Source organism: Mycolicibacterium tokaiense (assembly GCF_010725885.1).
In the GTDB taxonomy this organism is placed as follows: Bacteria; Actinomycetota; Actinomycetes; order Mycobacteriales; family Mycobacteriaceae; genus Mycobacterium; species Mycobacterium tokaiense.
In genome coordinates this window covers 530,259-548,367 of the sequence record NZ_AP022600.1, presented here as the reverse complement: position 1 = coordinate 548,367, position 18,109 = coordinate 530,259, and the positions used below count along the sequence as shown (strand labels likewise).

Sequence of the window (18,109 nt, the reverse complement as noted above, 5' to 3'; positions counted from 1 at the left end):
CTTTCCAGTGAATGAAATCCCGCCCCTGGTGCGTGACGTTCTGGACCGCCTCGGCTTGCCCGAAGCCGACGTCACCACCGCCCGCACCATGCCCACGGAGGTCTACACCTCCGAGGAATTCTACGAATTCGAAAAAGAAGCCATCTTCGCCAAGGAGTGGCTGTGCCTCGGCCATGTCAGCCAGATACCCGAGGTGGGTGATTTCTTCTCCATCACCGTCGGCGATGAACCGCTGATCGTCACCCGCGACACCGACGGCGCGGTCCGGGTGATGTCATCGATCTGCCAGCATCGCGGCTACCCCGTGGTGGACGCCAGCGAAGTAGGCAACACCAAGCAGTTCCGCTGTCCCTATCACTACTGGGCGTACGGACTGGACGGTGGACTGGTGGCGGCACCGGAAATGAAAGAAACCTGCCCCATCTCCGAACTGCGCACGGAGACAGCACTTCCCAATCTCAAAGTGGAGATCTGGTACGGCATGATCTTCGCCAACATGGACATCGAGGCGGCGCCGCTGGCCGAACAATTGATAAAACTGGCCCCCGAGATGGAGATCTACGACGTTGCCAACCTCGAGATCACTGCGCCTCAGGAATTCCCCGGTCTCCCGTGGAACTGGAAGGGTATGCACGAGAACGCACTCGAGCCGTATCACACCTCCTTCGTGCACATGGGCTACCACGAAGTGGCCCCGGCGTCGATGGCCGAGTTCGTCCAGTTCGAGGACTCCGACAACGTCATCATGCACCCCACCAACTACCGCCACATGGACGCCGGTTTCAATCCCACCGGCAAAGCCATCCTGCCGATCCTTCCCGGTCTCGACGATCTGCGTCGCAGCCGCATCATGTTCGCCTCGGTGCTGCCGACGGTGTTCTTCGCGCTGAGCCCCGAGCAGGTGTTCTATTTCCTGATCACCCCGGAGGGCGCCAACAAGATGACGCTGCGGGTGGCCTGGCTCTTTCCGGCTTCCACCAAGAAGGCCCCCGGGTTCGACTGGGCTTTCGAGATGCAGAACGCCGTCAACCAGGTGATCAACGACCAAGACATGGTTACCAACGAGCGGATGCAGAACGGGCAGCGCTCCCGCTACGCCAAGCGCGGCCGCTACAGCTGGCAGGAAACCACTCTGCCGCAGGTCAATCGGTGGCTTGCGTTGCGCTACCAGGCGCACGCCAAGTCGTTGTCGGCCGACGCATGATCCCCGGGCGAGGCTGACCATGACGGTGGGCGAGCTCACCACCCCGCATGCTTTGGTGCCGGCGGCGCGACGCACCATCGCTGTTGTCGCCGGCACGCGCCGCAGCCGGGCAGTGGCGAGCTGCGTCGGTTGGGTGCTCGGGGCGTTCGGCGCCGTCGTCGCTGTGTGGGAGGTGGCCAAGGCGGCCTTCGCCGTTCCGGACGCGACCATGCCTCACCTCTGGTCGATTGTCGGGGCCTTCGGTGACACTCTGCCCAACGGGGACAACCGCGCCCTGGCGCTGGTACAGGCGCTGAGCGTCACACTCCTGGAGGCCACCGTGGGGTTGTGGGTAGGCGTGGCAATCGGCGGCTGTGTCGGGGTGCTGGCGGCGAAGTCGCGATTCGCGTCGTTCACCTTGACGCCGGTTCTTGTTGCCACCCAGACTTTTCCGCTGGTGGCGATCGTGCCGGCGCTGGTGATCATTCTCGGTGACGGCTGGGTGTCTCTGGCGCTGATTGCCGCAATTCTGGCGTTCTTCCCGATCTATGTGTCTGTGGCCAGGGCCATCACCGACACCAGTAGGGCGCATCGCGAGCTGTTCCGCAGTTGTGGTCTCCCCGCGGTGAGGGTGTTCGCCAGCCTGGAGCTGCCGCGCGCGGCCCTGGCGGTGGTGAGTTCCCTTCGGACGGCCACCGCACTGGCTGTGGTGGGGGCGATTGTCGCGGAACTGCCCAGCGGTAGGCCGGACGGCATCTCGATGATGCTGCTGTCGGCGGCGTCGTACTACCTGACCGATCCCGAGGCGCTGTGGTGCGCCGCGCTGGCCGCCATGGCAGGGGGCCTCGTATTGGTCTATGCAATGTCCGGATTGTCCTCTGCGGCAGCGCGATGGGCGTTGCGCATACCCGTCGAACCGAAGGAGTCACGATGACCGCCGGCCTGGCCACCTCGGAAGCCATCGTGCTGGACGATGTTGTCAAATACTACGGGTCGACGCTGATCCTCGATCGGGTCAGCCACATCGTCGAGCCCGGGTCCTTCGTCTCGCTGATCGGGCCCTCCGGCTGCGGGAAGTCGACGCTGCTGCGGATGATCGGCGACCTGGAACCGCTGACCTCGGGCCGTATCGGGGTTGGTGCCGGCACACCCGAGGCCGCACGGTTGGGGCACACGATGTCGATGGTCTTCCAGTCACCCAACCTGGTGCCGTGGCGCTCGGTGCGGCGCAACGTCGAACTCCCCCTGGAGGGAATGGGGCTACCCGCGACGCAGCGTAAGGAGCGTGCGATCCGAGAGCTGCGCCGGGTGGGTCTCGGGGAGCATATCGACGCGAATCCGGCCACACTGTCGGGCGGCATGGCGCAACGGGCGGCGATCGCCAGGGCATTGGTCAGCGATCCCCGGATCGTGCTGATGGACGAGCCGTTCGGCGCCCTGGACGAAATCCTGCGGGAACGGCTGAACTACGAGTTGCACGAGCTGTGGGCCGCCACCGGCAAGACCATCGTGTTCGTCACCCACAGCATTGCCGAAGCTGTTGCCTTGTCGACCGACATCCTGGTGATGGGGCGCAATCCCGGCCGAATCATCGCGCACATCCCGGTGGAGTTGCCCCGTCGGCGCAGCCCCGAGTTGGCGGAAACGGAGTCGTTCTTCGCGATCACCACCGAAGTCAGGCGTCAGCTGTCGGTGGGAGCGGGCACATGACCGCGCCGGTGCTGCGAACGGCTGGGATGTTTCTGGGGCCCGCTGTCACCGTGGGCGCACTGATAGCCCTGTGGCAGTTCTGGGTGACCGCGGCCGGTATCAAACCGTTTGTGCTGCCGACGCCGCTGGCGGTGTGGGCGACTTTCATCGAGCGGCCCACCTTCTTCTTCGGGTTGGGTGTCAACACCCTGGAGGAGGCGTTGGCGGGTCTGATCTTCGGCTGTGCTGCAGGCGCAGTCACCGCAGTGGCGGTGTTCCGTACCCGGGCGTTGAGCCAGGTCACCGAAGCGGTGGCGGCCGCACTGCTGGCGCTGCCCATGGTCGCCCTGGTGCCGTTGTCCAACGTGTTCTTCGGACTCACCCCGGCGTCGCGGATCTTTGTGGTCTCGGTGGCCGTGTACCCGATCGCGGTGAGCTTTCTGCTCGCCGGTCTGCGCGCCACCGACCACGGCCTCATCGAGGCGTTCCGGTCCATGGCTGTTTCGCCGATGAAAGCCATTGTGGCGCTCTATGTCCCATCGATGCTGCCATCTGCGATGAGCGCACTGCGGGTCGCGGTGCCCACGGCGTTCTCCATCGCGATCGTCGCCGAGTTCTTCGGCGGCGAGCTGACCACTCTGGGCACCTTCATCAAATCGACAGCGGTGCAGTCGCGAGTGGCTGACATGTGGGGCGCCGCACTGGTCGCTTTTCTCTTCGCACTGTTGCTCTACGGGACGTTGGCCCTGCTCGACAGGTGGGCGTTGCGCTGGCACAGCTCCCGTCAACCGTCCTGACCCGTCATTCGAACACACACCAGAGGAGTCCGATAATGTCGATCTTCGAGCAACGCAGGAAGCCGGTGGCTGCGGCAATCGCCGGATTCGCCACCGCCGCACTGGTGGCGGGATGCGGCGGTGGGGGTGGCGACACGGGGGCCGCTGCCGACGGTGCCGTCACCGTTGTCACCGGCTGGGTGATCCAACCCGAATTCGCGTCCCTCTACGCTGCTGACGCGCTCGGGTACTACCAGGAGGCGGGCCTGGACGTGACCATCCAGCCCGGTGGTCCCGACGTCAACGCCGAGCAGCTGGTGGGTGCCGGCAGCGCCCAGTTCGGCATGGACGCCGGCAGCAATGTGCTGACCTCCAACGACGTCGGCACCGGGCTGGTGTCGCTGGCCCAGCTGGAGCAGGAATCGTCACTGCGGCTGCTGTCCTGGGCCAAGGATGGCCTCACGACGCCGGAATCATGGCGCGGCAAGAGGATCGGCATCTGGTCGTCGGTGAATTCGCTGTACGCCTCGCTGGCCAAGCACGGGATGAACAAGGACACCGACGTCACGCTCGTCGAACAGGGCTTCGACATGCAGCAGTTCCTCGACGGCCAACTCGACCTGGCGTCGGCCTACAGCTACAACGAGGTCGGCCAGGTGTACCAGGCCGGTGTGCCCGAGCAGGATGTGCTGGTCTACAACTACGCCTCCGACGACACCGACACCATCGGACTCCAACTGTTCGGCAACGGCGAGTACGTGGCAGCGAATCCGGAGCAGGCAGTGGATTTCGTGGCCGCGACGCTGCGAGGCCAGGCCTACTGCCGGGACAACCCCGAGGACTGCGTGCGCATCGTCGGCGAGGCCGGGTCCACCATGGACGCCGATTTCATGCTGTGGCAGATGAACGAGATGAACAAGTCCATCTGGTCCTCGGACGCACCGCTGGGCACCCTCGACGAAGCGGCGTTCCAGCAGACGGCGGACGTGCTCTCGGAAACCGGAGTCATCCAGAACGCACCAGATCTCGGGGCCCTGATGCAGACCGACATCTACAACCAGGCTGTCACGAAGCTCGGCGACACCGATCTCTCCAACGCCACCTTCACGCCCTTGGAGAACGTCGCGCCGTGAGTACTCGAACCGTCTTCTTCGAGAACGTCCTCCACCCGTTGACCGGCACCCGCTCCTCGGTGCCCATGGCGGTCCCGTCGCCGGCCATGTCCACACCCGCGGTGATCGATGGCACGGACCTGTGGGCGCTGCCGGCGATCTACGACGGAGACGCACACGTTCCTCTGCTCAAGCAGGGCTTGCGGCATCAGGAGATCCACAGTCCGCTTCGTGGTGGGGTCTCGCACGTCAACACCGCACTGCAGTGGCAGGAGGTGCGCCATGCCGACGTCGGCGAGATCGCCCGGTTCTGCGCATCCACGCGGCTGCCCCGGTACATTCCGGTGCTGTCCATCGAACCCGAGGACACCGACGACTTCGCCGGTTGGCTGGCCGAACACGGTGAGCTGATCCGGACCACCTGGGCACCGGTGTGCAAGTTGTACTCGCCCGACCCCAACTTCACTGCCAACATCGAGGCCATCTGGCGAGCCGGGCTGAAGGCGGTGGTGTATGCCTGGGACGACACCGCACTGGACTGGGTGGTGGATCTGCGTGGCGGGCCGCTGCACCACCGGCACGCCCGGTCCAAGGTGTCGGCGGACCTGATGCGATCGACGCCCGGGGCCACCACCCAGACGTCGCCGCACTACCTGCTGGAGTTGGCACCGGAGCGCGCCGAGCGGTTGCATGTCCTGCCGCCGGTGCCAGGTGGCGCCGACCGCACGTCGCTGCTGGATGTCCTGGACACCCACATCGACATGATCGCCACCGATGACAACGCACCCATCCACGGTGCCACCGGCCCAGGATTGTCCAGCCAGCGGTACCTCGTGTCGGCGCTGTTGACGCTGGCCCAGGTCGAGGACATTCCGCTGAGCAGTCTCTGGCCCAAGGTGACCGAGGCTCCCGCAACGATTTTCGGTACCGCCGCCTTTGTGGAACCGTCCACCGTCATCGTCGACCCCGCAGCCCGGACACCGGTCGGGCTCGAGACCGGGGCGGACATGCGGAACCCGTACGTGGGACTGGAGCTGTTGGGTGCGGTGGTCGCCATGGTCTCCGGGGGACACGGCGTGGTGCTGTGAGACCCCGGGGTCACCGGACCTTGAGGTGGATCGTCATCTGGTTCATGGGCATGAACTGCCGGTCGTAATCGGTGTAGTCATCCCGGTTGCGGGCACCGGAGCGGGTGTGGGAGAAGGTCGGCCCCTCACCGATGGAGACGACGGTGGCCTCGTCGAGGGGGGTGTCGCTGAGCCGGCCGACGATCACCCGGTAGCCCTGCGACTGCAGGTTGTCGATTGTCTGCTGGGCGGTTCCAGTCGTGGTGGGGGCCGCGTAGCTCGGTGCGGAGAGTCCGATGGCGGTGGACAGTCCGGCGGCGACAACAGCGGCGGTGACGAACTTCTTCATGTTCTGACTCCTGCTCTCTTGTGATGGGACCGATGATCTGTTGTGTCCCACCACCCCGAAAGCGTTACGCCGTGCCGGTGCGCTCCCGGTGTATGCACCCCGGCCAGCAGCACGGCCGGCGTTTGCCCTCTTCGAGTTCCTCCTGCGTCCGCCGGATCCGTCGCTCACGGGTCTTCTGCTGCTTGGCGTCCTCCACCCAGCAGATGAACTCGTTGCGGGCCAACGGTGTGATGTCCTGCCACGCCGCCAGCGCCGTGGGGTTGGCCGCCAATGCGGCGTGCAGATCGGCGGGCAGCTCGTGCACCACGCCACCGGCGATCCCGGTTGTCATGCGTCCTCCTCGACGGGTTGTTGGGCTGGTTGCTTGCGCGTGGTGAACCGGGTGACCAACGACTTCCACAGGGAGGTGCGGGGCTCCACCTCCGCTTCGGCCTCGGTGCCGATGTGGTGGTGCTCCAGCTGGACACCCTTGTAGACCGCGAGATAGACACTGAGGGTGGTGACGATGATGATCATCAGCACCGGGCCCAGGATGATGCCCCAGAAACCGAACATCTGCAGGCCGGCGAACACCGACAGCAGCATCAGCGCAGCATTGAGATGCGCCTCTTTCGGCACCAGCAGCGGCCGCAGCACATTGTCGATGTTGGTGGTCGCGACGATGTGGAAGACCACCACGAAGACACCGCCGACGACGTTGCCGAACAGCGCCATTGCGATACCCACCGGGATGGCCAGGATGCCGCTGCCCAAGGGGATGAAGGACAGCGCGGTCAAGAAGATCGCAAACATGAAGAACGCGTCGTGGATGCCGCCGATGTAGATCGAGATGGCGCCCGCCACGCCCTGGCAGACGGCAATGATGAACTGGCCCTTGACGGTGGCCTTGACCATCGCGCCGATCTTGGCGATGTAGAGATCGGACACCTCTTCGCCCAGCGGGTTCAGGTGCCTGATCAGATCGATCACCTTGTGGCCGCCGATCAGCAGCGACAAGAACACGTAGAGAAAGATGATCGCCGAGGTCAGGGTGCTCAGCGCCGACCCGGCGGTGTCCCCGGCAAAACGCAGCACGGCCTCGCCCACCGTCTGGCCCACCCGGACCATGGTGTCGCGAATCGAGTCCATGGTGAGCGTGATGTCCAGGAACGGTATTCGCCCGAGCAGCTCGTTGGCCGACCCCAGCAACCTGTTGCCCAGCGCACCGAGATCGGTGGTGGCCACCCAATTGTTGATCCCCTCAACCATTTCAGAGATCTGCACCACGGCCAGCACGATCACCAGGGTGATGGGCACGGCAACGGCGACGATGGCGCACAACAGGGTGCAGGTGGCTGCCAGGCCAGGCCCCATCCGGTGGCGGAACCGACGGAACAGCGGGGTGAACAGATACGCGGCGACCGCGGCGATGACGATCAGCACGAAGTAGGTGCGCAGGAAGTACGCACCGAAGGCCAGCGCCACCACCGTCAAGACGGCCAGCGCGCGCTTCTGCGTGACCGTGAAGTCGTTGATCATCGCGCCCAATACTAGGCGGCTATTGGGCTTGACCTGCGAACTTCATCAGGTGCTGGTGGATGTTCGGGTAACGCTTGAGGTGCGCGCCGCCGTTGAGATCGAGCACTTCGCCGGTGAGCCATGCCGCCTTCTGCGAACTCAGGAACGCCACCGCATCCGCGATGTCCTGCGGGGTTCCGGTGCGGCCCAACACGGTGTTCTCCACGTACTCCTCGACCACCCCCGGGATGAGTGCGGCGGCCTCGGTGAGCGGGGTCGGCACAAAGCCGGGGGAGACGGCGTTGACGCGGATCCCGCGGGGTCCCAGCTCCAGCGCGGCCACCTCGGTCAGCATCGCCAGCCCGGCCTTGGCCGAGCAATACGCGCTCATCCCCACCCCTGGCTGGCGGGCGTTGAGCGACGTCAGTGACACAATCGATCCGCCGGTGGTCATCACCCGCCCGGCATGTTTGATCACCAGGAACGCGCCGGTGAGGCACACATCGACCACCTCGCGGAACTGCTCCACGGGCAGGTCGATGATGGGGCTGAAGCCGCTGAACCCGGCGCAGTTGACCACCGCCTCGGGCTCCGTCCCGTCGAACAGGGCGGCGACCGACTCCTCGTCGGTGACATCGACGTACGCCGAGCTGTGCGGGGCGCCGAGTTCCTCGGCGCGCGCGTGGGCGCCGTCGGCATTGCGGTCGGCCAAGGTGACGGTGTGATCAACGGCCAGCGCCTGCGCGGTCGCCCAGCCGATGCCGGAGGCGGCGCCGATCACCACAGCCTGGCGGGTCATGTCCGTGCCCCTTCCGGTCGCGGGTCGCCCCACTTGGCGGTGATGGCACCCCAGGGGTCGGCGTAGCTGCCTGCGACCCCGTGATACGCCGAGCGCCGCGTGAGGATCTGGTGGGCGATGGGGGCGGCCAGCCGGATCAATGGCCGCCGCCAGCCGGCGTTCTCCGCGGTCTCGATCAGCATGTCCGACCATGAATATCGTTGAAAACCAAGGAGTTCCTGCGATCGGGTGGTGTCCATCCAGTCGGTGGCGAACCACTTGGTGTCACTGTCGGGGTCGCCTCGGCGGCCGATGGGCAGCCCACCCACCAAGCCCATGGCCGCGGCGGTCGCCGGGCCGATGTCGCCTTGGGTGAGGCGGTGGCTGCTGTCGCCGCCGATCAGCAGGGTCTCGCCCACACAGTCCGCGGTGGTGGCGTTCGCGAACGCCCGGGCCACATCGCGCACGTCGACGGTCTGGATCCGGCCGTCGGTGGGCAGCAGTCCCTCGAAGAAGATGAAGTCGGGATTCAGGTCCAAACGTAGTGCCACGGTGAGGACTCCGCCGAGCCGCAGGATCGCCCAGTCCAACTGCGATGCCCGCACCAGCGCTTCGGCCTCGACCTTGTGGGTGCCGTAGATGTCGTAGGGCGCCACCGGGGTGTCCGCCGTCAGCAGGTCGGTGAGGCGGTGTGGGTTGCGCGGGCCGTACACCGCGACGCTGGAGGCCAGCACGAACCTCGGTGGGTCGGCTTGCCGGGCGGCGGCGGCCACCAGGTTGGCGGTACCTCCGACATTCACCTTCTGCGCCAGTGCGTGCCTGCTGTAGCAGTGCGGTGCGATCACCGCGGCCAGATGGATCACCGAGGTCGGTACGACGTCGGCGAACAGCGCGTCGACGGCAGTCGGATCAGTCAGGTCGGCGTAGCGCACCAACACTCCCGACGGCAGCTCCGCGGCCGCCTGCCGGTTGGCGGGGATGTCGAGGTCGGTGGCCACCACCCGGCGGCCCTGCTGTGCCAGGTGCGCCACCGTGGCCGAGCCGACCAGGCCAAAGGCTCCCGTGACCAGTACTGTCATGCGTCTCCCTCAGCCCGAACTAGAACGTGTTGCAGACCTTACTACCGCTGGATGCAGCGGAACCCGATGTGGCTCATGCCGGTGTCGACCGCCTGGGGCCGGCGGGCAGCCGGGCGGTACCGCATGCAGTAGCTGTCGGCGCACAGGAAGGACCCGCCTTTGACGATGCGTCGCGCGACGCCCGACTGCGGGTCGGTGCTGGCCTGCTCGGTGGTCCACTCCCAGACATTGCCGGCCATGTCGAACAGGCCGTAGGCATTGGGTGTGCAGCTGCCGACCGGGGCGGTCTGGCCGTATCCCTTCTCAGGGAGGTAGGGAAACTCGCCGTGCCAGTAATTGGCCAGCCGTTGGCCGGGCTGCTCAGGATGGTCGCCCCAGGTGTAGGTGGTGTGGGGCAGGCCGGCGCGGGCCGCCACTTCCCACTCGGATTCGGTGGGCAGGTCCAGGCCGGCCCACCGGGCATAGGCCGCAGCGTCGTCGAACGCGATGTGCACCACGGGGTGGCGCTCTCGGCCCGTCAGACCAGACCGCGGACCGCGAGGATGGTTCCAGCATGCGCCGGGAGTCCACGTCCACCACTGCGACAGGTGCCGCAGGTCGACGGGGCCAGGGGTGCGGTGGAACACCATGGAGCCGGCCTGCAGGTTGTCGGCAGGGGCGCCCGGGTACGCGGCGGCGTCCAGCGGACGTTCGGCGACGGTGACGTAGCCGGTCTCCGAGATGAACTGCGCGAACTCGGCATTGGTGACCTGGTGGGTGTGCATCCAGAACCCGGCGACGGCGACCTGCCGGGCGGGTGCTTCCTCCGGGTAGTGGTCATCGGAACCCAGCGTGGCCGTCTGCCCCGGAATCCACACCATGCCCTCAGGCGTCAAAGACCCGGCTCCAGTCCGCACGCATGCTGGCCACCATCCAGCTGTTCTCGGCGGCGCGCTGCATCACCCGCTCCGCCCCTGCGGTGTAGGCGAATTCGCGGTCGGCGTCGTCGTGGTGGATCAGCAGCGCCATCGACGGCCACCGGCCTGCGGTGGTGTACTCCATCATCTCGATGTCGCCGTTGGAGTTGCCCGCCGCAAAGATGGGACGCCGACCGGTGCGCCCCCAGATCCGCACCGGTTTGACCGGCCCGTCGTCGAGGAACTCCGGTTGCGCCGTGGTGCGTAGGTGTCCGTCGGCGTAGTCCAGCCCCACCGAGCTGCCGATCACCCGCTCCGGTGGAATGCCGTAGAGCTGGGCGGTGACCGGGCGCAGGAAATCCCGGCCACCACCGGAGACAATGAAGGTGGTGAAGTCCGCCGCCTCGAGGTAGCGCAACAGCTCGACCATCGGCGCGTAGGTGCAACCGGTGTAGCGGCGGCCCAGGGTCGGATGTCGGGCCTCGGCGAAAAAGTCGCGGACCTTCTCAGCGTGCTCCTCGACGCGCAGACCCGCGTAGGCCGCCAGGATTCCGCGCGCCAGCACCGCCAGATCGGAATTGTCGCCGTTGTAGTGTTTGGTGACGGCAACGTCGAACCAACTCAGATCACCCTGTGCAGCAGCGCGATACGGTTCGGTGTCTCGTAGGTCGGGATCCGCGGCCGCCTGCTGGGCCAGCCGTCGGACCAGGAAATCGAGCTGTATGTAGGCCGGCTTCTCGCACCACAGCGTGCCGTCGTTGTCGAACACCGCAATCCGGTCCTCGGGCGTCACCTCCGCGGCGGCGCGATGGACGAACTCGACGATCGCCGTTTTGGCCGGCCCGTCGTTCCAGGAATCCAGCGCCAACCCTCAGCCGCCCACCGACTCGAGGTAATGATTCAATTTCTTCACCGCGTCGCTGATGGTGAACGACGCAGGCTCCTTCCGCGGCGGAAATTCCTTGAACGTCTCCAGGAACTGCTGCACGATCGCATTGCCGTAGAAGGCGATGAAGTCGCGCTCGAGGAACCAGTCCCAGTAGGTGTTCGAGGTGACGTCGGCATGTTCGAAGGGGTCCGTACGTAAGTTGAAGATCTTCGGGGCCCGCAATTCGGTGAACGGTTCGAACCAGATCTGCAGCGTGCCCTGGCAGCGTTGCTCCATGAACACGACTTTCCAGTTCTCGAACCGCAAGCCGAGTACGTCGCAGTCATCGCTGAAATAGATCAGGCCACGTCGCGGGCTCTTGTCCACCTCGCCGGTCAGGTAGGGCAGCAGGTTGTAGCCGTCGATGTGCACGTGGTAGGTCGTGTCATCGATGCTGTGGCCCTGCCTGAGCTTGGTGACGATGTCCGGTTCGCCGGCGGCTGCCAGCAGGGTGGGCAGCCAGTCATGGTGCTGGACAATCTCATTGGAGACTGTGCCCGCCTTGATCTGCCCCGGCCAACGGATCATCTCCGGTACCCGGAAAGCGCCCTCCCAGCCGGTGTTCTTCTCGCTGCGGAAGGGTGTGGTGGCGCCGTCCGGCCAGGTGTTGGCGTGTGGTCCGTTGTCGGTGGAGTAGATGACGATGGTGTCCTCGGCGATGCCGAGTTCATCGAGGCAGTCGAGCAGCAGCCCGACGTGCTTGTCGTGGTCGATCATCGTGTCGTGGTAGGGGGACTGCCACCGCCCGGCTTGGCCCAGGCTCTCGGGCTTGGTGTGAGTGCGGAAGTGCATGTGGGTGGTGTTCATCCACGCGAAAAAGGGTGTGCCGCCGTCTACTTGGCGTTTGATGTAGTCGATGCATGCGGCAGTCGTCTCGTCATCGATGGTTTCCATCCGCTTCTTGGTCAGCGGTCCGGTGTCCTCGATGCGTTGCTTACCCGCAGGCCCGAAGCGTTCATCCACCTCGTCGGAGGCGTCGTCGGTGGCCCACGATCTGATCACCCCGCGGGGGGTCAGCATCTTGCGAAGGCGAGGGAATTCCTCCTCGGTGGGGTAGTCCGGGTTCTCTGGTTCTTCCTCGGCGTTGAGGTGGTAGAGATTGCCGAAGAATTCATCAAACCCGTGGGCCGTGGGCAGATACTTGTTCAGATCACCGAAGTGGTTTTTGCCGAACTGGGCAGTGGCATACCCCAGTGGCTTGAGCAGCTCGGCGATGGTCGGATCCTCCGGGGACAGTCCCATGTCGACTCCGGGCATGCCGACCTTGGAAAGCCCGGTGCGGTAGACACTCTGGCCCGTGATGAACGATGCGCGACCGGCCGTGCAGCTCTGCTCGCCGTAGGAGTCGGTGAAGCGCATGCCCTCGGCGGCAATGCGGTCGATGTTGGGGGTGCGGTAACCCATCAGACCGTCGCTGTAACAGCTCAGGTTGGTGATCCCGATGTCGTCGCCCCAGATGACGAGAATGTTCGGCTTTCCGTTCGGCATGACAGCCTCCGTCTCCTCTTGTGACGTCGGGGTCAACGATATTCCCGCGGCGCTCCTCAGGTGGGGAGTTCACCAACTATCGGCTCTGCCGTTGCGGCAATGTCGCATAGGTGAAGTCGACGAGGTAGTCGTTCAATGCCAGGGACGCGGCCTCGGCGGCGTCGCCGTCACCGTCGGCGATCGCGGCCAGGATGTCGTGATGCAGATTCGCCGCTGTGGCCAGATCGTCGGCCGGGGCGCTGAGATTGCCGAACCAGAAACGACGGGACAGGCCTTGCAGCGGAGCCATGGCGACCTCGACGAACTCGTTTCCGGTGGAGCTGACCACCAGCAGATGCGCCGAACGCAGGAACTGGGCGAAGTCGTCCACCGACAGCGGTCCGCTGAGCACATGGTCGGCCAGGCGACGGGCCTCGGCGCGCTGGTGTACTGACGCCCGCAGGGCCGCCAATCGCACGGCGAACGGCTCGAGCGTGCGACGCAGTTCCAGCAGCTTGAGTTGGGCCTCGATGGAGGCCACCGGGATGAGCACGCCCCGGTTCGGGTGGATCTCCACCAGTCGTTCCCGGGCCAGGCGCTGCAGCGCCTCGCGCACCGGCGTGCGGCCGAGCCCGGTGTGCTCCATGAGCTGCTTCTCCGAGACCAGCGTGCCGGGGGGAAGTTCCTGCAGCACGATCATGCGCTCGATGTCGATGAATGCCTGATCTGCCTTGTTCGGGGTGACGCCCGTCATCGCGATGCTCTCTGTGTCACGGGGTAGACATTATCGCGACAGCCCGTGTACGTTCCGTCCATGACTGATATATCGGTTGAATGGCGGTTGTCGACCGAGGTCGACACCTCGGGATGGCCGGTCCTGGCCGACGTCGACGTCGTGGTGGTGGGAGCCGGGGCGGCCGGCGTAGCCGCAGCCACCGTGGCCGCTGAAGGCGGGGCATCGGTTCTGATCATCGAGAAGTACGGCTTCGCCGGTGGAGCGGCCGTCGCGGGAATGTCGGGCACCATCTGCGGCATGTACCTGGCATCGGATGGCCCCGCGCCGCCCGAGCAGGTGGTCTTCGGCTTCACCGACAGGTTCGCCGGGGAACTCACCGCGCGCGGCGGGCTCACCCCGCCCCAGCAATACGGCAAGACGTTCACCTCGGCTCATGACCCGCTGGTGTGGCGCGAGACCGCTGATGCCTTGCTGTCGGCCGCCGGCGCGCGAATTCTGTATCACACCCAGGTGATCGACGTGCTCGCCGACGCCGACCGGTATCGCGGCCTGGTGGTGGCCTCCAGCGCCGGTGTCGCGGTGATCCACGCGGCCCGCATCATCGACGCCTCCGGGGACGGGGCGGTGATCGCGCGCGGCGGCGGTGCCTACAGATACGGCGATCACGGCCGCATCCAGAACCCCACCATGTTCTTTCGCCTGGGCAACGTCGACCTCGAGAAGTTCTGGGCAGCGTGGGGTGACGACACCATCAGCGCACCCTGGGTAGGTGAGGCGATCGAGGCTGCCCGCGCCGGCGGACACGACCTGCCGCGCAACAAGATCTGGATCTTCGACACCACACGGCCGAATGAGTTGCTGGTCAACGCAACCCGGCTCACCGGCCCCGACGGTCGCATGCTCAACGTGATCGACCCGGCCGATTTCACGCTCGCCGAGGTGGGTGGCCGCCGCCAGGTCCGCGAGTACGCCCGCTTCCTGGCCGACGCCGTACCCGGGTGTGCTGACGCCTTCGTGGTCGACACCGGTGTAGAAGCCGGCATCCGCCAGACCCGGACCGTGACCGGGGTGCAGACGCTGACCGACCTCGATGTCGTCGACGGCGCCAAACGCGCGGACAGCATCTGCCGGTCACCCTGGCCCATCGAACTGCACGACGGTAACCGCCCGAAACTGCACTGGCTGCTGGACGACTACTACGACGTACCGTACGGCACGCTGGTTCCCGAACGCGGTGAGAACGTCATCGTGGCCGGACGCTGCCTGTCGGCCGAGCATCAGGCGCTGGCCTCGGCACGAGTGACCGCGCAGTGCTTCGAATACGGCCACGCCGCCGCGGTGGCGACATTGGCCTCGCTGGACTCCGGGATCGCCTACCGCGATCTCGACGTGCGTGCCATCCAGACCCGCATGATCGCCAACGGAAGTGCGCTCGAGTCCGGGGCAGGCGTCCCGGCGCACTCGGAAAGGGAAGCATGACCGACAATTTCGAACGCGCCACCGATGGCAGTTTGCGCAGCAACTTCACCCCGGGCAGCACCCGCTGGGCGGTACGCCGTGCTCAGTGGAGTGCGATGGGTATCAGTGTCGAAGACCAGCAGAAGCCGAAAATCGCCGTCGTCAACACGTCGTCGAAGCTCTCGGTGTGCTTCATCCACCTCGACGATGTGGCAGTGCGGGTGGCCGATGCCGTCCGCGCCGCCGGCGGACTGCCGTTCGAGATCCGCACCACCGCACCCAGTGATTTCGTGACCAGTGCCGGCCGCAAGGCGCGCTACCTCATGCCGACCCGCGACCTGATCGTCAACGATGTCGAGGCAGCGGTGGAAGGGGCGGTGCTGGACGGGATCGTGTTCCTGTCCTCCTGCGACAAGACCACTCCGGCCCACCTGATGGCGGCGGCGCGGCTGAACCTGCCCGCCATCGTGGTGATCGGTGGCTACCAGAAAGGTGGCCGCTACAGTGGCTGCTCGGTCGACATCGACACCGTCTATGAGTCGGTGGGTGCCATCGCCTCGGGCGCCATGACCGTGGATCAACTCGGTGAGCTCGCCGACCAGGCCATCGAGGGGCCCGGGGTGTGCGCTGGGTTGGCCACCGCCAACACCATGCACTGCATGGCCGAGGCGCTGGGGATGACGGTGGCCGGATCAGCGCCCACCCGGGCGAATTCGGACGCCATGCTCGCCAATGCCGAAGCCGCAGGGCGTCGCATCGTGTCGATGGTCCAGGAGAACCTGACGGCACGGCAGGTGATCACCGAGGCCGCGATCAGCAACGCCGCCGAAGTGGCTCTGGCGCTGGGAGGTTCGGTCAACTGCATCCGGCACCTGACGGCCATTGCCGCCGAGGCCGACCTCGACCTCGATGTGGTAGCTCTGTTCGAGAAGCTCGGACGAGATGCGGTGCAGCTGGCGGCGATCCGCCCCAACGGCGCCCACCAGGTCTGGGATCTGGACGGTATCGGCGGGGTGCAGACGGTGATGCGCACGTTGTTGCCGCGACTGCATGCAGAGGCACTGACGGTGGACGGGCGAACCGTGGGCGAGCGCGCCGAGCAGGCTCGCAGCGCCGACGGGGACGTCCTGCACGGACTCGACAATCCGATCAATCCCGAACCGGGGCTGATCATTCTGCGCGGCACCCTGGCTCCCGACGGTTCGATCGTGAAGGTGGCCGGCGTCGGCAAGGCCACCCGGCGCGATTTCTCCGGCCCGGCCAAGGTCTTCGTCGGTGAGGACGCCGCCATTGCCGCACTCGGCGACGGCGGCATCAGCCGAGGTGACGTCATCGTGCTCCGGGGGATGGGGCCGCGTGGGGGACCGGGCACGGTGTTCGCCGCCAGCTTCGTCGCCGCGCTCAACGGGGCGGGACTGGGCGGCCACGTCGCGGTGGTGACCGACGGAGAACTGTCCGGACTCAACCACGGCCTGGTCGTCGGCCAGGTGATGCCCGAGGCCGCCGACGGCGGTCCGCTGGCCGGCTTGCAGGACGGGGACACCATCAGCATCGACCTCGACGCCCGCCGGGTCGACGTGCACCCGGTGCGCAACGGTGCGCCGGTCCGCGCGGCGGGGGACGCCGCCGAACGCGGCTGGCTCGGTCAATACGCCGAACTGGTCGGCCCGATCCAAGGCGGCGCTGTTCTGCGTCGACCCGCGCACTGACACCTCATCAACCCCTCGGACCAAGGACAACCGCATCATGGCAACCAAGCCTCTCAATCAGGCCCGCAAGGCGGGCATCGCCGCCCTGGTCGGCACCACCTTGGAGTGGTACGACTTCCTGATCTACGGCACCGCTGCGGCGCTGGTGCTCAACAGCCAGTTCTTCCCGAACGCCGACCCCACCGTCGGCACTCTCGCGGCGTTCGCCACCTACGCGGTGGGCTTTCTGGCCCGGCCGCTCGGCGGCATCGTCCTGGGCAACATGGGGGACAAGGTCGGCCGCAAGAAGATGTTGGTCTTCACCATCGTGCTGATGGGCGTGGCCACCACCTTGATCGGCGTGTTGCCCAACTATGCCGCCATCGGGGTCTGGGCGCCGATCCTGCTGATCCTGCTGCGGCTGCTGCAGGGTTTCGGGGCGGGCGGCGAATATGCCGGCGCAGTGGTGCTTTCCGTCGAGCACGGCGACCAGAAACGCCGCGGCCTTGCGGGATCGTGGGCGCCGGTCGGATTCGCGCTGGCGACGCTGCTGTCCACCGGGGTGTATCAGCTGGCAACCCTGCTGCCGGACGAGGCGTTCCAGAGCTGGGGCTGGCGGGTGCCGTTCCTGCTCGGTGCGGTGCTGCTGATCGTGGGATACTTCATCCGGCGCAACATCGACGAGACCGAGGCGTACGAGAACGCAGTGCAGGCGGAGGCCGCCGGAGCCGTGGAAGAGACCAAGATCCCTGTGCTGGAGTCGATCCGGCGCAGCCCCCGAAACTTCATGGTGGTCATCGGAGCGCGGATGGCAGAGAACGGATTTGCCTACCTGTTCCCGGTCTTCGCGGTGGGATACGCGGTGAACTCGATGGGTGTGGATCGCCAGACGACGCTGCTGGCCGTGGTGATCGCCTCGGCGGTCCAGGTCGGCTTCATTCCCCTGTGGGCGCACGTCAGCGACCTGGTGGGCCGCCGCCCCGTCTACGCCGGAGGCGCGCTGCTGTCGGTGCTCTGGCTGGTGCCGTTCTTCTTGATGCTCGAGACCTTGAGCACACCGCTGCTCATCCTGGGCTTCGTGGTCGGGCTCGGCATCTTGTATCCCGCGATGCTGGCACCCCAGGCCGCCTACTTCGCCGAGCTCTTCGACACCCGAACCCGGTTGTCAGGCTTCGCGTTTGCCCGCGAGATTGGCTCGGTGCTGGCCGGTGGGTTCCTGCCGCTGATCGCCACCGCGTTGATCGCCGCGTTCGGGCACTGGTGGGTGATCGTGGTCTACCTCGGCATCCTCACTGCGCTCACCCTCGTGGCCTTGGCGTACGGACCCGAGACCAACCGCAAAGACATCGTGGACGTCGCCGATCCGAGCGAACAGACCTCGACGGCAGCCACCTCGGGGTGAGTCC

General features: G+C 66.2%; 18 protein-coding genes. 9 read left to right on the top strand and 9 right to left on the bottom strand.

Going from position 1 to position 18,109, the window contains the following annotated elements:
- Positions 1-7: 7 nt before the first annotated feature.
- Genes G6N58_RS02600 through G6N58_RS02575 form a run of 6 tightly spaced genes read left to right on the top strand, consistent with a single transcriptional unit; the run spans position 8 to position 5,848 of the window.
- Positions 8-1,204 carry an aromatic ring-hydroxylating oxygenase subunit alpha gene (locus G6N58_RS02600; RefSeq protein ID WP_147289379.1) on the top strand — a complete coding sequence of 399 codons (1,197 nt, stop codon included), beginning with the start codon at positions 8-10 and terminating at the stop codon, positions 1,202-1,204.
- Between the two features lie 19 nt (positions 1,205-1,223).
- Positions 1,224-2,117 carry an ABC transporter permease gene (locus G6N58_RS02595; RefSeq protein WP_115279847.1) on the top strand — a complete coding sequence of 298 codons (894 nt, stop codon included), beginning with the start codon at positions 1,224-1,226 and terminating at the stop codon, positions 2,115-2,117.
- Positions 2,114-2,893 (top strand): ABC transporter ATP-binding protein, encoded by a 780-nt coding sequence (locus G6N58_RS02590; protein WP_115279848.1) that lies wholly within the window; start codon positions 2,114-2,116, stop codon positions 2,891-2,893. The genes G6N58_RS02595 and G6N58_RS02590 overlap by 4 nt, the downstream gene beginning before the upstream one ends.
- The gene (locus tag G6N58_RS02585) at positions 2,890-3,669 is read left to right on the top strand and encodes an ABC transporter permease (protein WP_115279849.1); all 780 of its coding nucleotides are present in this window, start codon (positions 2,890-2,892) and stop codon (positions 3,667-3,669) included. The genes G6N58_RS02590 and G6N58_RS02585 overlap by 4 nt, the downstream gene beginning before the upstream one ends.
- A gap of 35 nt (positions 3,670-3,704) precedes the next feature.
- Positions 3,705-4,781, top strand: a complete 1,077-nt coding sequence (locus G6N58_RS02580; RefSeq protein WP_115279850.1) for an ABC transporter substrate-binding protein — start codon at positions 3,705-3,707, stop codon at positions 4,779-4,781.
- On the top strand, positions 4,778-5,848 hold the full coding sequence (locus G6N58_RS02575) for a hypothetical protein (protein WP_115279851.1): 1,071 nt from the start codon (positions 4,778-4,780) through the stop codon (positions 5,846-5,848). The genes G6N58_RS02580 and G6N58_RS02575 overlap by 4 nt, the downstream gene beginning before the upstream one ends.
- A gap of 10 nt (positions 5,849-5,858) precedes the next feature.
- On the opposite strand, the gene G6N58_RS02570 is transcribed toward G6N58_RS02575, so the two are convergent.
- The 9 genes from G6N58_RS02570 to G6N58_RS02530 form a co-directional block, all read right to left on the bottom strand.
- On the bottom strand, positions 5,859-6,176 hold the full coding sequence (locus G6N58_RS02570) for a hypothetical protein (protein ID WP_115279852.1): 318 nt from the start codon (positions 6,174-6,176) through the stop codon (positions 5,859-5,861).
- Between the two features lie 64 nt (positions 6,177-6,240).
- Positions 6,241-6,507, bottom strand: coding sequence for a YdeI/OmpD-associated family protein (locus tag G6N58_RS02565; RefSeq protein ID WP_115279853.1), 267 nt, complete (start codon positions 6,505-6,507; stop codon positions 6,241-6,243).
- Positions 6,504-7,694 carry an AI-2E family transporter gene (locus G6N58_RS02560; protein WP_115281865.1) on the bottom strand — a complete coding sequence of 397 codons (1,191 nt, stop codon included), beginning with the start codon at positions 7,692-7,694 and terminating at the stop codon, positions 6,504-6,506. The genes G6N58_RS02565 and G6N58_RS02560 overlap by 4 nt, the downstream gene beginning before the upstream one ends.
- A 19-nt stretch (positions 7,695-7,713) precedes the next feature.
- Positions 7,714-8,472: an SDR family NAD(P)-dependent oxidoreductase gene (locus G6N58_RS02555; protein ID WP_115279854.1), complete on the bottom strand. Its 759-nt coding sequence runs from the start codon at positions 8,470-8,472 to the stop codon at positions 7,714-7,716.
- Entirely contained in the window at positions 8,469-9,530 is a 1,062-nt protein-coding gene (locus G6N58_RS02550; protein ID WP_115279855.1) for an NAD-dependent epimerase/dehydratase family protein, read from the bottom strand. The genes G6N58_RS02555 and G6N58_RS02550 overlap by 4 nt, the downstream gene beginning before the upstream one ends.
- Positions 9,531-9,571: 41 nt before the next feature.
- On the bottom strand, positions 9,572-10,390 hold the full coding sequence (locus G6N58_RS02545; protein WP_115279856.1) for a formylglycine-generating enzyme family protein: 819 nt from the start codon (positions 10,388-10,390) through the stop codon (positions 9,572-9,574).
- 4 nt (positions 10,391-10,394) lie between these two features.
- Positions 10,395-11,294, bottom strand: coding sequence for an HAD family hydrolase (locus G6N58_RS02540; protein ID WP_232067702.1), 900 nt, complete (start codon positions 11,292-11,294; stop codon positions 10,395-10,397).
- A gap of 3 nt (positions 11,295-11,297) precedes the next feature.
- The gene (locus G6N58_RS02535; protein WP_115279857.1) at positions 11,298-12,842 is read right to left on the bottom strand and encodes an arylsulfatase; all 1,545 of its coding nucleotides are present in this window, start codon (positions 12,840-12,842) and stop codon (positions 11,298-11,300) included.
- Positions 12,843-12,918: 76 nt separating this feature from the next.
- On the bottom strand, positions 12,919-13,575 hold the full coding sequence (locus G6N58_RS02530) for a GntR family transcriptional regulator (protein ID WP_115279858.1): 657 nt from the start codon (positions 13,573-13,575) through the stop codon (positions 12,919-12,921).
- A 60-nt stretch (positions 13,576-13,635) separates the two neighbouring features.
- Between G6N58_RS02530 and G6N58_RS02525 the strand changes: the two genes are divergently transcribed.
- Genes G6N58_RS02525 through G6N58_RS02515 form a run of 3 tightly spaced genes read left to right on the top strand, consistent with a single transcriptional unit; the run spans position 13,636 to position 18,105 of the window.
- A complete protein-coding gene (locus G6N58_RS02525; RefSeq protein ID WP_115279859.1) occupies positions 13,636-15,036 on the top strand; it encodes an FAD-dependent oxidoreductase in 1,401 nt (466 codons plus the stop codon).
- Positions 15,033-16,724, top strand: a complete 1,692-nt coding sequence (gene ilvD / locus G6N58_RS02520) for a dihydroxy-acid dehydratase (protein ID WP_115279860.1) — start codon at positions 15,033-15,035, stop codon at positions 16,722-16,724. The genes G6N58_RS02525 and ilvD overlap by 4 nt, the downstream gene beginning before the upstream one ends.
- 37 nt (positions 16,725-16,761) lie before the next feature.
- The gene (locus tag G6N58_RS02515) at positions 16,762-18,105 is read left to right on the top strand and encodes an MFS transporter (protein WP_115281867.1); all 1,344 of its coding nucleotides are present in this window, start codon (positions 16,762-16,764) and stop codon (positions 18,103-18,105) included.
- Positions 18,106-18,109: the final 4 nt, after the last annotated feature.